This window comes from Dyella sp. C9, assembly GCF_003332825.1.
GTDB lineage: Bacteria > Pseudomonadota > Gammaproteobacteria > Xanthomonadales > Rhodanobacteraceae > Dyella.
The window spans coordinates 119017-132680 of sequence record NZ_QIRF01000011.1 but is presented as its reverse complement, the minus strand read 5'-3'; the positions used below and the strand labels follow the sequence as shown (position 1 = coordinate 132680).

The 13664-nt window shown below is 62.1% G+C and carries 12 protein-coding genes; 6 read left to right on the top strand and 6 right to left on the bottom strand.

Annotated elements, in window-relative coordinates; genetic code table 11:
* The first annotated feature begins 100 nt into the window (after window positions 1-100).
* The 3 genes from DVU99_RS13695 to DVU99_RS13680 all read left to right on the top strand — a co-directional run bounded on the left by DVU99_RS13695 (window position 101) and on the right by DVU99_RS13680 (window position 3133).
* On the top strand, window positions 101-742 hold the full coding sequence (locus tag DVU99_RS13695) for an IS110 family transposase (RefSeq protein WP_198670324.1): 642 nt from the start codon (window positions 101-103) through the stop codon (window positions 740-742).
* 719 nt (window positions 743-1461) lie between these two features.
* Window positions 1462-1842 carry a VOC family protein gene (locus DVU99_RS13685; RefSeq protein ID WP_114240778.1) on the top strand — a complete coding sequence of 127 codons (381 nt, stop codon included), beginning with the start codon at window positions 1462-1464 and terminating at the stop codon, window positions 1840-1842.
* Window positions 1843-2818: 976 nt separating this feature from the next.
* On the top strand, window positions 2819-3133 hold the full coding sequence (locus tag DVU99_RS13680) for a HigA family addiction module antitoxin (protein ID WP_114240777.1): 315 nt from the start codon (window positions 2819-2821) through the stop codon (window positions 3131-3133).
* Between the two features lie 101 nt (window positions 3134-3234).
* On the opposite strand, the gene DVU99_RS13675 is transcribed toward DVU99_RS13680, so the two are convergent.
* Window positions 3235-4125: a methylenetetrahydrofolate reductase gene (locus DVU99_RS13675; protein ID WP_198670327.1), complete on the bottom strand. Its 891-nt coding sequence runs from the start codon at window positions 4123-4125 to the stop codon at window positions 3235-3237.
* Between the two features lie 277 nt (window positions 4126-4402).
* A complete protein-coding gene (locus DVU99_RS13670; RefSeq protein ID WP_114240776.1) occupies window positions 4403-5305 on the bottom strand; it encodes a LysR family transcriptional regulator in 903 nt (300 codons plus the stop codon).
* 232 nt (window positions 5306-5537) lie between these two features.
* Here DVU99_RS13670 and msuE point away from each other — a divergent pair, with 232 nt between their 5' ends.
* From msuE to DVU99_RS13655, 3 genes are all read left to right on the top strand, one after another.
* Window positions 5538-6122, top strand: coding sequence for an FMN reductase (gene msuE, locus DVU99_RS13665; RefSeq protein ID WP_114240775.1), 585 nt, complete (start codon window positions 5538-5540; stop codon window positions 6120-6122).
* 297 nt (window positions 6123-6419) lie between these two features.
* Window positions 6420-7403, top strand: a complete 984-nt coding sequence (locus DVU99_RS13660) for a DUF1852 domain-containing protein (RefSeq protein WP_114240790.1) — start codon at window positions 6420-6422, stop codon at window positions 7401-7403.
* Between the two features lie 27 nt (window positions 7404-7430).
* On the top strand, window positions 7431-8459 hold the full coding sequence (locus DVU99_RS13655; RefSeq protein WP_114240774.1) for a methionine synthase: 1029 nt from the start codon (window positions 7431-7433) through the stop codon (window positions 8457-8459).
* Between the two features lie 436 nt (window positions 8460-8895).
* Here DVU99_RS13655 and DVU99_RS13650 read toward each other — a convergent pair whose 3' ends face one another.
* The 4 genes from DVU99_RS13650 to DVU99_RS13635 are packed head-to-tail and all read right to left on the bottom strand — an operon-like array spanning window position 8896 to window position 13636.
* Window positions 8896-10413, bottom strand: a complete 1518-nt coding sequence (locus DVU99_RS13650; protein WP_198670323.1) for a TolC family protein — start codon at window positions 10411-10413, stop codon at window positions 8896-8898.
* Window positions 10403-12298, bottom strand: coding sequence for an FUSC family protein (locus tag DVU99_RS13645; RefSeq protein ID WP_114240773.1), 1896 nt, complete (start codon window positions 12296-12298; stop codon window positions 10403-10405). Before DVU99_RS13645 ends, DVU99_RS13650 begins: the two co-directional genes overlap by 11 nt.
* On the bottom strand, window positions 12279-13328 hold the full coding sequence (gene mdtN, locus DVU99_RS13640) for a multidrug transporter subunit MdtN (protein WP_114240772.1): 1050 nt from the start codon (window positions 13326-13328) through the stop codon (window positions 12279-12281). Before mdtN ends, DVU99_RS13645 begins: the two co-directional genes overlap by 20 nt.
* On the bottom strand, window positions 13328-13636 hold the full coding sequence (locus tag DVU99_RS13635; RefSeq protein ID WP_198670322.1) for a hypothetical protein: 309 nt from the start codon (window positions 13634-13636) through the stop codon (window positions 13328-13330). Before DVU99_RS13635 ends, mdtN begins: the two co-directional genes overlap by 1 nt.
* Between the last annotated feature and the right edge of the window lie 28 nt (window positions 13637-13664).

Sequence of the window (13664 nt, the reverse complement as noted above, 5' to 3'; positions counted from 1 at the left end):
ACTTGCTCTTGCGCATCGTGGGTCTCCTTGGGGCTAGTTTGCCTGGAGACCTCCAGTTATGTGTGGAGTGAGATTACAGGAAGGCGACAGATCGAGCTTGGTGGAGCAGCGCACGGCCAAGGGCAATCAGATTCGGGGCTTGGTCGCCGAATACGGATTGGTGGCATCCAAGGAAATATCGTCTCTGCGGCAGGCGATCTCTGCGTGGCTAGAAGACGCTGATAACGGCTTGAGCATGCGCTTCCGGCAACTACTCGATGGGCTGTGGCGCGATCTTCGGATGCTGGACGGTCGCATCGCAGAACTGGACGGCCAGATCAACGAAGCGGCCAAGGCCGATTCTTCCGCGCGTCGGCTGCAGCTGTTGCGTGGCGTCGGTCCCGTAGTCGCCACCGCACTGGTGGCCTGTGTCGGTGACGCCAGCCAATTTGCCAACGGTCGTCAGATGGCCGCATCGTTGGGGCTGACGCCACGGCAGCACAGCTCCGGTGGACGGGATCGCCTGCTGGGCATCAGCAAACGTGGCGACGCCTATATGCGCTCGCTGCTGGTTCACGGCGCGCGCGCCATGCTGCGAACGGCACCGCGCCACGACGATCCACTGAGCCGATGGGTCACCCGGATCGCGGCTCGCGCCCATCCGAACGTCGCCTGTGTGGCCATGGCCAACAAGACGGCGCGCATGGCCTGGGCCATGCTGCGCCATGGCACCGACTATCAACCGGCCTTGGCGGCCGCCTGAGAGCAACGTCCGAAACCATCTCTTCAACGATTGCGAAGCACCCGAGTGATGACGTACCGGTCGGACCGGCGTCGGCAAAACCCTGAAAGGTCCGTGTGCCTATGAGCACGCCATAGCGATTGGGAGCCGACGCGCGACTAGCTCATCGTGGCCCGGCACCGCCTGACGGTGCAGCGTTTAGAGGCCGGATATACGTATGCAGTCGACACGGACGCCAGAGCTAGGGGATGCTTGGCAAAGGGGAGGAGTCCATATACGAACCTTCGCAACGGAGGAGGGCAGTCAATGACAGAATCCATTGTGGGATTTGTAGCAATTTATCGGTGGCGATTGCACCCAAGAATGGAGGCTCAGTTCATCAAGGGCTGGACGCGCATCTCCGAGCTTTACCTTCATCGGCACGGGTCGCTTGGTTCACGGCTGCATCGTGGCCCAGACGACATCTGGTATAGCTACGCTCAGTGGCCGAACGAAGCTTCCCGGGAGAAAGCTTTCTTGGCAGATACGCTCGACAAGGATGCCGGGGAGCTCATGCGAGGTGCCATTGCCGAGACTCTCCCGGAGATAGTTCTAGAGCCGATAGTTGATTTGATCGTATCGGCTTGTCGTGCGAGCACCGAAAGTTAACCGTTTGGGTTAGCAAAAAATGTCCGCTTCCAACCCAAAGCCGGCACAGCTGCCAAGTCCTAGCGGGTCATCATCCAGAGGCATATGCGCTTATGCATCACTCCAGACTTTGTGCTGTGCTGATCGACTGCAATAGTCCCAATGTGGATGAGGCCGCCAGCTTCTGGGCCGGCGCGCTGGGCCGCGCGGTGGATCCCGATCATCCAGGGACGCGTGGCAATTACCGCATGCTGGAGACGCCACCGGACGAACCCATTGTGCAGATTCAGCGCGTCGACCATGAGAGCAGGGTTCACATCGATATCGAAACCGATGACATCCCCGCAGAGGTCATTCGCCTGGAGAAACTGGGCGCCACCGTAGTCAGCCGCCTGGAACGGTGGGTGGTCATGCAGGCTCCCTCCGGCCAGCGATTCTGCGTGGTGCGTATACAGCGCCCGGGATTTCCCAAAAATGCGAACCGCTGGGATTGAGTTCATCGGCTTCTAGGGTGCGGTAACGATGGTCCACGGCTTACCGATGATGAGTCTTGCAGTCCGGGCGGTTCATCGGCGGGCTTGGAAGGCCCGCCACCGACTGCGGATTCACCAGGATTGGGCAACAACAGCGAGGTCATCGGCACCAGTGTGCGGCTCACACTGTGCCGGAACGCTGTTCGGCTATTGCCGCCGCCTGCAACTTGCGATGCGTTCAGCCGTGTCGTTACAGGGGCGCACCGTGTACGAAGGCGCCGACATTCAACTCGGCCAGTGTCACCGCACCCGCCAGCTCCCGCCAGACGGACATCCATCCCGTCGAAAACTGACAGACGGTCTGCACCATGCTTGTTAGCTTCGAGACGTCACTCGCATCGTCACGCCCAGGCGCTGGCGAGTGATCATGGCCTTCAGGCCATGAAGCGCGGGCCGCGTGTGGTGACACACACACGGCCCGCTGACCATCACCAACTACACCAGAGTTGATCATGGCTATCCGCGATCATACGGCACCTGTTCGCCCGTCCGTTCCCGCTGACAATTCCCTCGCTGGCTCGCTCGATCAAGCACTGGCTGCGGGTGCGGCCTGGCTCGATACCCCTCATCAAAACATCCATGCGGGTCCAGCCCTGACGGAGCGCACCCTCACGCGATGGCGTCGCGGCGGCAGCCAAAGCCACGAGGCTTCGGCCCAGGACGTGCCCGCCATGCAGCCGCCACGGCGGCTTTCGGCGGCAAGAGCCATCCGCCCCGGCGCGGCCATTCAGCGCCATCCGTGGCGTGCCATGCCGCCCGGCCACCGGCCGCAAGTGAGTCTTTCTCCCTCGCAGTGATTGCCCGTGCGGCGTATGGCCCCCAAGGGCGATGCGCCGCATCCAGGTAATCACCGACGACGCCACCAGGCAATGACTGACACGGAGCGCTGCAAGCGCCTATCCGTCCCCCGGGCCGTGTCTGACAGGGAAGACATCTCATGGACCTGATCCAACTGACGCCACGCCTGGACGTGGACCCCGCACAACCGCTGTGCGCCCCCGGACAGACACTGCTGCACGCCTACCTCGCACCCAACGGGCTCAACCCCGCCCAGCTTGCGCGCCGCACCGGCATCCCCGCGCGCCACATCAAGGGTTTCATCGCCGGCACCCGCGCCATCACCCCTAAGCACGCCGTTCGTCTCTCCCTCGTCCTCGACACCACCGCCTTCTACTGGCTGGCACTGCAGGCGCGATGCGATCTGGCGCGGGAACTGCAAGCGCGTCACATCCGTCGGGTTTCAGCGGATTGATCGCGCGGGGCTGTCCGCGGGTGTTCGGGGCGAACGACTGGGTCAAGTTATCGCGAATAGGATCGACCGAAGCTCTTAAAGGCTCACAGTCGGGCAAGATGTCACGACTTGGCGGCGCTCATGAGGATGGGGCGTTCGGTGCGAGAGCGATACTGCTCTATCCATTTCACGGATTGTGCGATGCCTCCGAACGGAAAGAAATGCAAACTCACCTTTCCATGGACCTCTGTCAGGCCGGCGGCCAGACGATCGACAAAAAGATCCGGCCCTGCCATGCCGAGCAGCTTGCCAATAGATATTCCGTACTTGGACCACATCGATGCGCACGCACTCACGCCGCACAACGCGGCATAGCGCGCAAGCACCGCGACACCGGCGGGGCCTGATACGCCAACGCGAACTGGATATCCAATGCCACGCTCGCGCAGCGTCTTCAGCCAGGTCAATAAGGCATCGGCATCAAACGCGAACTGCGTGATGATCAGAGGGTTCATGCCGCGCTCGTCGATATTGCGACACTTGCGTTCGAGCACATTCCAGCGATCGGCTGCGCTCATGACGGAATGATTTTCCGGGTGGCCGCCAATGCCGATGACCTTGATGCCAGAGCGTTCGAAAACGCCCGTTTCTATCAGTGCCGAACTGTCGGAAAACGGCCCCTTCGGGGTGGACGGATCTCCAGCGATCACGAAGCAACGCTCAACGCCGGCTTCAGCAACTGCCCGCCTGACGAACAAATCAAATTCGACGCGCGAGGCGATACGACGCGCAGAAAGGTGCGGCATCGGCTCAAAGCCGAGTTCGCGCACGGCAATCAACGCGGCCAGTCGCGCGTCATCGTCCTCATTTGGCAGGTAGGGAATGGAAATTGTCGACGCGGGCGGTAGCCGGTGCGCCACTGCGGTCAGTGCAGGGATGCTTTTCGTGCTTACTTCCAACGAATAGGCGTCGGTGATGTTGCTGGCGAGGCTGGGCTTATTGGGGCTAATCAAAGGTCTTACCGTGTTTGGCGAATATGGGCGAGCTTCGACATGCCAGTTCTGATTGATCGCGCCAGGACGCATCGCACACCCGGTGGGACCGGTGCCGGCCACCGAATTTCGTATTCCTTGAGCCGATGTACATTGGGGTCGTGGAGGAGGGTTGCGCAGTCGATGCCGGAGGCCGGCTTGGCCTCCATGACCTCGCGCCGGGCGTGGCGTACAGCAGGCATGCAGCAGCGCCTTTGAGGGCGGTTGCATCCCAAGGTGGAGTCCACCCGGCGATTCCTCAAGCAATGCCTATGGCGGCGGCAGGCTCGCGGGCCAATTCAATGAAGGCACGCACGTAGTCTATGGCGATGTCCGCCTCACGCGCCCCCAGAAAGATCTGCTTGGCTATGCCGTGCAAGCCAAGCCGCACGGGCACTACGTCCATCTTGGTGGCGTACTCCTGCACCAGCCAGCGCGGCAGGGCGGCCACCCCTCGGCCACTTGCCACCATCTGCAGCATGATATCGGTGGTCTCGATGGCTTTGTGACGCCTGGGCGTGACACCGGCTGGCAACAGGAATTGGCTGTAGATATCCAGGCGTTCAATGTCTACGGGATAGCTGATGAGTACCTCTCGTGTCAGTTGCTGGGGCTTTACGTATGCCTCCGAAGCCAAGGCATGACCCTTGGCCACGACCAGCACCTGCTCGTAGTCGAACACGGGCTCGAACCTCAGGCCCGGCTTGAACAGCGGGTCGGGCGTGACCAGAAGGTCAATCTCGTAGCCGAAGAGCGCCCCGATTCCGCCGAACTGGAATTTTTGCCTGACGTCCACGTCAACGTCGGGCCATGCCGCCAGATAGGGCGAAACCACTTTGAGCAGCCACTGGTAGCAGGGGTGGCATTCCATGCCGATGCGTAGTGCGCCGCGCTCGCCCTGCGCAAATTGGCCGAGGCGCTCCTCGGCCAGGTCCAGTTGTGGCAGCACGCGGTTTGCCACCGCCAGCAGGTACTGGCCGGCCTGCGTCAGACGGAGGCTTCTGCCCTCACGCAGCCATACGTCGGTTCCAAGCTGTTGTTCCAGTTTCTTCATGCTGTGGCTTAGAGCCGACTGGGTCAGGTTCAGCACGCCCGCCGCGGCCGTCAACGACCCTTGTTTCTCGACCTGCTGGACGATGCTGAGGTGGATGCGCTCAAGCATTCAGATGACTCGCATTCATGGATTGGTGAAATAAAACCATTGTACTTCATCGACGCCCGCCCCCTAAGATCGATCCAGCCCGCACGTTTGAATTTGCCGAAGCGGCCTGGCTTCAGCGAATTCGGGCAATCAATGCGGATCGTCTTGGTTGACGAGCTGCGCATATATCTGCACTTCGCTGGCGCCCATCGGGGCTTTCGGCGTCGCGTACATCCATTCATAAGAAAGAAAAATGACCCGACCCCTACGTGTGGTTGCCGTTTCTGGCGGGCTGCAGCGTCTCTCGAAGGCTGCCGTCCTGGCCGAGTATCTGCTGCGCTTGGTCGGCGACAAAATCCAGTGCGAACAACACCTGATCGAACTGGGTCAGCTCGCCCCGCAGCTTGCCGGAGCGGTTGGGCGCGCCCAATTGCCCGATTCAGTGGAGCAGGAGCTTGCAGCAGTTGAGCAAGCCGACGTTCTGGTGGTGGCAACCCCGGTCTACCGCGGGTCCTACACGGGGCTTTTCAAGCATTTCTTTGACTTCATCGATCAGGACGCCTTGATCGATACGCCGGTGTTGTTGGCTGCAACTGGTGGCAGTGAGCGCCATGCCCTGATGATCGACCACCAGTTACGACCGCTGTTCGCCTTCTTCCAGGCGCGCACATTGCCCTTGGGCGTCTACGCGACCGATAAGGATTACGTCGAGCACCGTTTGCAGAACGAAGCGCTCATTCAGAGGGCCGGGTTGGCGGTCGAGCGGGCATTGCCGTTGTTCCAATTGGCACCCCGTACAAGATCGATGGCTGCCGAGGAAGCGATCGCAGCCTGCTAGATCCATCCAGTCGCTTCGCCGGGAAGCAGCGCCCGCTGGCCAGTGGCTGCTCGAGTCGGACCGCGTTCGAGGCGGCTGGCGTGAGACGGAGTTCCCGTGACATGCGTGCCGCTGGCCCGGGTCCAGATTGAGCGTGCCACCCGAGTGGCGTCAGCGATTGGTGCGGCAGTGAGCAAGCCCCTTGAGCTGCCCGGTAGAGCTGTCGAACGGGAAGGCAAGGAAGAAAATTTGAAGCCACTGAATCAAAAGACGCCTTGGATTCAGATCTTGTCGCAGAACTTACGGTACCGAATCACTATGAATAAAGAGTTCGCATTCCACATTAAGAGTCTTCGTTTCGACGAGAACTATCGTCCGTCAGACAGTACGCGCATAACGACCAACTTTGCGAACTTGGCCAGGGGCGACAGTCGCCAGGAGAACTTGCGCAACACCCTGAGGATGATTGACAACCGCTTCAATGACCTGGCGAATTGGGACAATCCCAAGGGGGATCGCTACTCAGTCGAGCTCGACATCATTTCCGTCGAAATGAGCATTGACGCCAAGGGCGGCGATGGCGTGTTTCCGTTGATTGAGATATTGAAAACAAGCATCGTTGACAAGAAGAACAACGAGCGGATCGAAGGCATTGTCGGCAATAATTTTTCGTCGTACGTGCGCGACTACGACTTCAGTGTGCTTTTGCCAGAGCACAACCATGGCAAGCCCACCTTTAGCACCCCGGATAACTTCGGCGACCTGCACGGGAAGCTGTTCAGGCACTTCGTAAACTCAAGTGCCTATAAGGAAAACTTCAATAAGCCGCCAGTTATCTGCATCAGCGCATCGAGCAGTAAAACCTACAGTCGGACCGAGAACCGACACCCCATCCTGGGCGTCGAGTATCAGCAGGACGAGCCTTCCTCGACCGACCAGTATTTCGAAAAAATGGGCTTGCAGGTTCGCTACTTGATGCCGCGAAACAGTGTTGCGCCGCTCGCATTCTATTTTCTTGGCGACCTGCTTGGCGACTACACCAATCTTGAGCTGATCAGCATCATCAGCACGATGGAAACGTTTCAAAAAATATACCGCCCTGAAATCTACAACGCCAATGCTGCAGCAGGGGCGGTCTATCAGCCCAGCTTGAAGAATCAGGACTATTCCTTGACGAAGATCGTCTATGACCGAGAAGAGCGCAGCCAATTAGCCGTCAAACAAGGAAAGTTTACGGAGGAGCACTTTATCAGGCCATATAAAAGCATTCTCGAACAATGGGCTGCGAACTACGCCCCCTGATCAACCTCATTGCGAAGAACAATTCACGTGAAAAGAACTCTGCCCACTTCAACTGCCGGCAGCTTGCCCAAGCCGTCCTGGCTTGCGCAACCTGAAAAGCTTTGGTCGCCCTGGAAATTGCAGGGCGAAGAACTGATCGACGGCAAACAAGATGCCTTGCGCCTGTCCCTGCACGAACAAGAGCGGGCGGGCATCGACATTGTCAGTGATGGCGAGCAGACCCGCCAACACTTCGTCACCACGTTTATCGAGCATCTCGAAGGGGTGGATTTCGAGAAGCGCGAGACCGTGCGGATTCGCGATCGCTACGATGCGAGCGTGCCGACTGTCGTTGGTGCCGTGAGTCGCCAGAAGCCGGTTTTCGTTGAGGATGCGAAATTCTTGCGGCAGCAAACCCAGAAGCCCATCAAGTGGGCGCTGCCGGGTCCGATGACGATGATCGATACACTTTATGATCGCCACTACAAGAGTCGCGAAAAATTAGCCTGGGAGTTCGCCAAAATTCTCAACCAGGAGGCCAGGGAGTTGGAGGCTGCCGGCGTCGACATCATCCAGCTCGATGAACCCGCATTCAATGTGTTCTTTGACGAGGTGAACGACTGGGGTGTTGCCGCGCTGGAGCGGGCGATTGAAGGGCTTAAATGCGAAACCGCGGTGCACATTTGCTACGGTTACGGCATTAAGGCCAATACTGATTGGAAAGAGACGCTTGGGTCTGAGTGGCGCCAATATGAGGAGTCTTTTCCCAAGCTTCAGAAATCCAGCGTCGACATCATCTCGCTGGAATGTCACAACTCGCGTGTCCCCATCGACCTGATCGAGCTCATTCGAGGCAAAAAGGTGATGGTGGGCGCCATTGACGTGGCAACCGATATCATTGAAACGCCAGAGGACGTGGCCAATACCCTGCGGAAGGCGCTTCGGTTTGTAGATGCCGACAAGCTTTATCCCTCCACAAATTGTGGCATGGCGCCCTTATCCCGGCGTGTAGCAAGGGGCAAACTGAGTGCTCTCAGTGCGGGTGCAGAAATCATTCGGCGTGAACTCTCAGCCTAAGGCCGAACTGGCGTCCTCAGTAACGCAGAGGGGCGGCGGCAGGTCACATGTCTGCCGCCGCGATTTTTGTGGGCCCGCAGTGGCTAAAAAGCGCTTGTGGGGCCGCTGGTCAGGCGGCCACCTCGCGTGTTGCCACCGTTCTCGGCATAGGTGCTGCATGGGCGCTTAGTCGTGGGCGATGTCGCACTTATACGGCCCCGAGCCATCACAAAGCGTCACCAAAAGGAAAGCGCATCCCGAAATGGATGCGCTTTCTTCGTTAGGTGACTGTCGTTGCGTCGATGCTGCTGGGGTTGCGCCACGCGGCGTAGATCTGCGCGCTATCGCCGGGCATGTATTCGTCCTCGGCTGCAGCGGCGAAGAGGGTGATGGACACATCAGCAGGGACGGGCGTGCGTAGTGCGCCATAGCGGGTATGTGCAGTTCGCCCGCGTGCTCAATTGGGCGCCGCCCCCAGGGTTCCGCAGGCCAGCGCGAGCGTGGCCGCGGCGGAGAGTGCCGCACTGTGTGCATCGGCCACGGCGTTGCGGGCCACCAGCAGCTGGCGTTCGGCCGTCAAGACGTCAGTCGATGATCCAACACCCCGGCGAAAGGCGGCGAGGGCGGCGTCATAGGTGACCTGCGATGCGTTCAGCAGTGCGTGCGCCGCGGAGGCGGCTGAAAGGCTGGTGCGCAACCGGGAGCTTGTCATCACCACCTCCTGGGCGGCATCGAGCTTGACGCGGTCAAGCGTCTCCGTCGCGGCATCCGCACGGTTGCGCGCTTGTGCCAATGCGGCGTTTCGAACGCCGCCGCTATACAGCGGCACGCTCACGCCGACCAGGACGGTGGCGCCCCAGCGATGATTGGACAGATTTACCGTGGGTGCCTGGTCGCCGATGGCCGGCACCGCGGAGAGATCGAGATTGCCGCTCGCGTGCGTGCCCACGGCGGATACGAATACCTTGGGCAGGAAGTCTGCCTTGGCCGCCCGCGTGCCGGCATCGGCCACCTTCTGGGCAGCCACCGCCGCCAACACGTCGGGGCGCCGCTCCAGTGCCTGCTGCAGTACGCGCTCGATCGGCTGGTCGAGGTCGGCCGGAAGCGGGCGCCCGGAGACATCGGCAATCTGGATATGTGCAAGCGGCGATATGCCGATGGCGGACAGCAGCACCACATAGGCGTCTGATTGGTCGCCGTCGGCACTGACCTTTTCCAGCTCCGCCTGCGCGGTCAGTTGGCGTGCCTGCGCCACCTCGATGATGGTGCCGATGCCATGCTTCTTGCGGCTTTCCGCGGCCGCCTGGATATCCTGGGCGTCCCTGAGCGACTGGGTCGCGCTCTGGGCCCGCGCGCAGGCTGCCGAATAGGCATAGAACGCGAGGCTGACCGCATGGATCAGCTTCTGGTGCGCGCCGGTAAAACCGATATTGGCCATGACCACACCCTGGTCGGCGGCGTCCACCAGCGCGCTGCGCTGGCCGAAGTCGAACAGCAGCCACTCCAGCGAGAGGACCTGCACCGACCCGGTGAACGTGTCGTTCTGGTTGGCCGACAATCCCAGCGCCGAGGCGCTTCCGCTGGCGGTCTGTCGCGCCCCCAGTGCGGAGGCGCTGATGCGGGGCAGATATGTGCTGCGTGCGATGCCTGCGGCAAGCGCCGCGTTGCGGGCGGTGCTCCAGGCGACGCGGGTGTCGGGGTTGGTGCTCTCCGCCAGGTCGATGAGGTCGGCAAGGTTGTAGACGCGGGCCGAGTCGATGGTGGCCATCGGCAAGCCGCCGACTGATGGATTGGAGGGAAGCACATACCCCTGGGAGGATGCGAGCGATCCGGCGGAGTGCGCAGCAGTCAATCCGCCCTTGGCGTCGACGGCCGGCGACCAGGGCCGGTCGGGCGCCGGCGGAGCCATCTGCAGTGACGAAGTCGCGCACCCGCAGAGCGCCAGCGCCAGCACCGCGGCCAGGTTAATGCGCAAGGTCCTGCTCCTGTCCACCGTGGCCGTTGGCATCCGCCTGTGGTGGGAACGCGTCTGGTCGGCCGCTTTCGATGGCGTCCGCCATCCGGTCGAACCGGCTTGCCGTGCTGTCAAGTTCGCTGCGGCTGTCGGAGTACAGCAGGCTGTATTCAAGTCGTGGCACGCTGTCGAGCAGGGCTTGCCTGCGGGCGAGCCAATCCACGGAGGGGCGCAGCGATGGCGGCTCGTAGTGGGCGATTTCAAGATCGGTGTCGATCCTGGCGATGGCGGCATGCGCCCTGGGCAGCGCATAAAGCCTTTCCGTGTGCGAGGACTTTCGCCCGATGCCGGCAAGCTGCCGGAGCAGGGCCGCCAACGCCGGATCGATACGGCGCGTAATGCTCACTGGCCAGACCGAGACGAAGATGGCGTAGACCACGGCGATGCCGAGTAGGATGCCGATGATGCGATCACGCGCAACGGTCAGGTCGAACGCGGGCGACGAGCCCTGGATCACGCACAGGTAGATGGCAAACGTCAGCTGGAAACCCGCGTACGCGATGCGCGGGCTGCCCGCCGCGATCCAGGCGCCGGCCAATCCTCCCGCGAAGACGAGCACCAGCAGGCCGCCAATGTGTTCGATGGCCGGGGTCAGCCAGACGATGGACGCGATGCCTGCCGCTGCGCCGACCAGTGCGCCGGTCATGCGCAGCGACAGTTTTTCGATGGTTTCGCCGGTGGTGTCGAGCGCGACGATGTAGCAGGTGATCAGGCAGGTATGGATGCCTTGCCAGTCGGTCAACGAGTAGAACAGGTAGCACAGCATCGCCGCCATGGTCACCTTGACGGCGTACTGAAGGTGCTCGGGATTGCTGAACGCGTCTGCAGCGAAAAAGCCGCCCTTGGGTTGGGGCGGGGTGTCGGCGGCTGGCTCCGGGGGTAGCGCGAACCTCGTCAGCACCGCGTTGAAATCGTGGATCAACGAGGATGTCGTACCTGGTGACAGCACGCCAGCAATCTGCACCGGCTCGATCTCGACCGGATAGAGATGGCGGTCGACGATGGTCGCCATGTCGCCCAGGGTGGCCGCCGCCGCATGGCGCCACGGCGTGGACGAGTCGCCCGCGCGATCCATCTGGTCGACGAGAAGCAGCAGCACCTCGGTGGAGCGCGACGCCTGTTTCAGCGCGGCCATGTCGCCGCGGGTCGAGGTTTGTTCCAGTGAGGCCAGTCGCAGGTGCTCCTGTATCTCGGCGTCACCCTCGATGCGCAGGTCGGCAACATGCTGTCGCGAGATTGCATCTGGCGTGGCCAGGAGCGCCTGCGCGGCACGCAGCCTCAGTGCGATGGCGCGTTCGACCAGCCGACGCGGTGAAGGCCCCCACAGGAGGTTGACGGCGACCGAAAGCGCAGCGGGAATGCCCACCAGCAGCCACACGTAGAGCAGCGCGCGCGTCACCAGTTCGCCTTCGGGGATCTTGCCGAGCAGGTCCAGGGCGTAGACCAGGATCAGGGCGATGGTCGACGCCAGGGGCTTGAGCTTGGAGGCGGATGCCAGGAACAACAGCAGCAGGGACAGCGCGGCCATGATCGCCACGCGTAACGGCGGCAGATCCATCGCCACGCCCGCGATCAGCACGAGCAGCCCGATCAGGATGCCGACCAGCACGGTGAAGGCTACGCTGGTGAGGATGCTGCTGGTGCGGTCCGGCTTGTTCATGAAGAACACGACGTAGGCCGAGAGCGCCACGTCCAGGGTGCGGTAAGTCAAGCCGATCCATGCGGTCAGCGCGCAGATCACCGCTAGCCGCAGCGCAAACTCGCCACGCCCGGGCGTGCTGGCGATCAGCTCCCGCCAGCGGGAACTCAGCGCACGCACGGCGATGTCACCGGCAGGCGACGCCATGATCGATCTCGATGATGGCGCTGGCACCCAGGCGCACCAGGTCCTGTGGTGGTTGTTCCAGCCTCACGCGGACCGGGAAGCGTTGCGAGACGCGAACCCAGTTTAGCGACCGCTCGACATAAGGGACGCCGCGAGGCAGGTCGACGCGCTCGGTATCCAATACGCCCGATCCGATACCCGTGACGATGCCTTGCATCGGCCGGGATCGATCGATGAGGGAGTACACCGTGGCGCAATCGCCTACCTTCACGTGCTTGAGCACGGTCTCGCGAAAGTTGCCGACAGAGAACCATTCATCGGAGGCAATCAGCGTAAACAACGGCTGTGATGGCGCGACGATCTCGCCGCTAGTTACCGAAAGTCCGACCACGCGACCGTCATGGGGCGCCAGCACGGTGGTGTGTTGCAAGGCCCGTTCGGCAATCGCCAGCGCGGCGCGCCTGGCTTGCACGGCGGCCTCGGCGCCGGCCGTGGTGTCGACCGCATTGATCGCGGCAGCCTGCTGTTCTCGCGCCTGGCTGAGGGACTTCGCGGCGTCGCGTGCGGCAACCTCGGCCTGGTCCAGTTGTTGCTCGGGAACGTATCCGACTTCCGCGAGCGGGCGCAGGCGCTCGACGGTGCGCTGCGTGAGGGCGGCGTTTTCAGCGGCCTTGCGGGTCTGCTCGGCAGCAATGGTGGCCGCGGAATTCTGTGTCGACACGACGCGGCGCTGGGTGTCCAGCGCAGCCTCGGCCAGGGCAAGGTCGGCGCGCGTCTGTGCCACCACGTCACGATACGGGCCGGGGTCGATCTGGAACATCAGGTCGCCCCGTTTGACCGTGACGTTTTCGCTCACCCCGAGCCGGATCACGCGCCCTCCGACTTCGGAGGCAACGTGGACCACGTCCGCATCGATGGAGGCGGCGTCCGTCGATGGATTCTGGACGGAGTGCCCGATGATGACGGCGAGCATGACGGCTGCGGCGGCGATGACCAGCAATGCGAGCAGTTTCGCCAGGCGGGGCGGGCGATGGTCTCCGGCCGCGCGCATCAGTTGCCCAGCCACATGAGGTCGACCGCGCCCGCGATCAGGATGCCGATGGCGAGGCAGGTGAACAGCGGAAACGGCACGGCAGGCGCCAGTCCGGCCACACCGAAGGCGATACGCGCCAAGATGGCGATCACTATGGCGAGGATGGCGAAGAGCAGCCAGCCGGGGAAATACGCGCCGAACAGTACAAGGGCGGGCGCGGAGTGGGGCGAGCATCCGGCCAGCACTCCTGCCGCGAGGCATGGCCACGCCTGGCGGACCACGGCCTTGCGGTGACACGCGGGCGCAGCGGATGTCGCGTCGATCATTGGCCTGATCCCCTTGCAGCAATCCGCC

What these genes read in the sequence shown, in the direction of transcription:
- DVU99_RS13685 (WP_114240778.1), top strand. Translation starts at nt 1,462, where the DNA reads ATGCATCACTCCAGACTTTGTGCTGTGCTGATCGACTGCAATAGTCCC.
- DVU99_RS13680 (WP_114240777.1), top strand. Translation starts at nt 2,819, where the DNA reads ATGGACCTGATCCAACTGACGCCACGCCTGGACGTGGACCCCGCACAA.
- DVU99_RS13670 (WP_114240776.1), bottom strand. Translation starts at nt 5,305, where the DNA reads ATGCTTGAGCGCATCCACCTCAGCATCGTCCAGCAGGTCGAGAAACAA.
- msuE (WP_114240775.1), top strand. Translation starts at nt 5,538, where the DNA reads ATGACCCGACCCCTACGTGTGGTTGCCGTTTCTGGCGGGCTGCAGCGT.
- DVU99_RS13660 (WP_114240790.1), top strand. Translation starts at nt 6,420, where the DNA reads ATGAATAAAGAGTTCGCATTCCACATTAAGAGTCTTCGTTTCGACGAG.
- DVU99_RS13645 (WP_114240773.1), bottom strand. Translation starts at nt 12,298, where the DNA reads ATGGCGTCGCCTGCCGGTGACATCGCCGTGCGTGCGCTGAGTTCCCGC.
- mdtN (WP_114240772.1), bottom strand. Translation starts at nt 13,328, where the DNA reads ATGCGCGCGGCCGGAGACCATCGCCCGCCCCGCCTGGCGAAACTGCTC.
- DVU99_RS13635 (WP_198670322.1), bottom strand. Translation starts at nt 13,636, where the DNA reads ATGATCGACGCGACATCCGCTGCGCCCGCGTGTCACCGCAAGGCCGTG.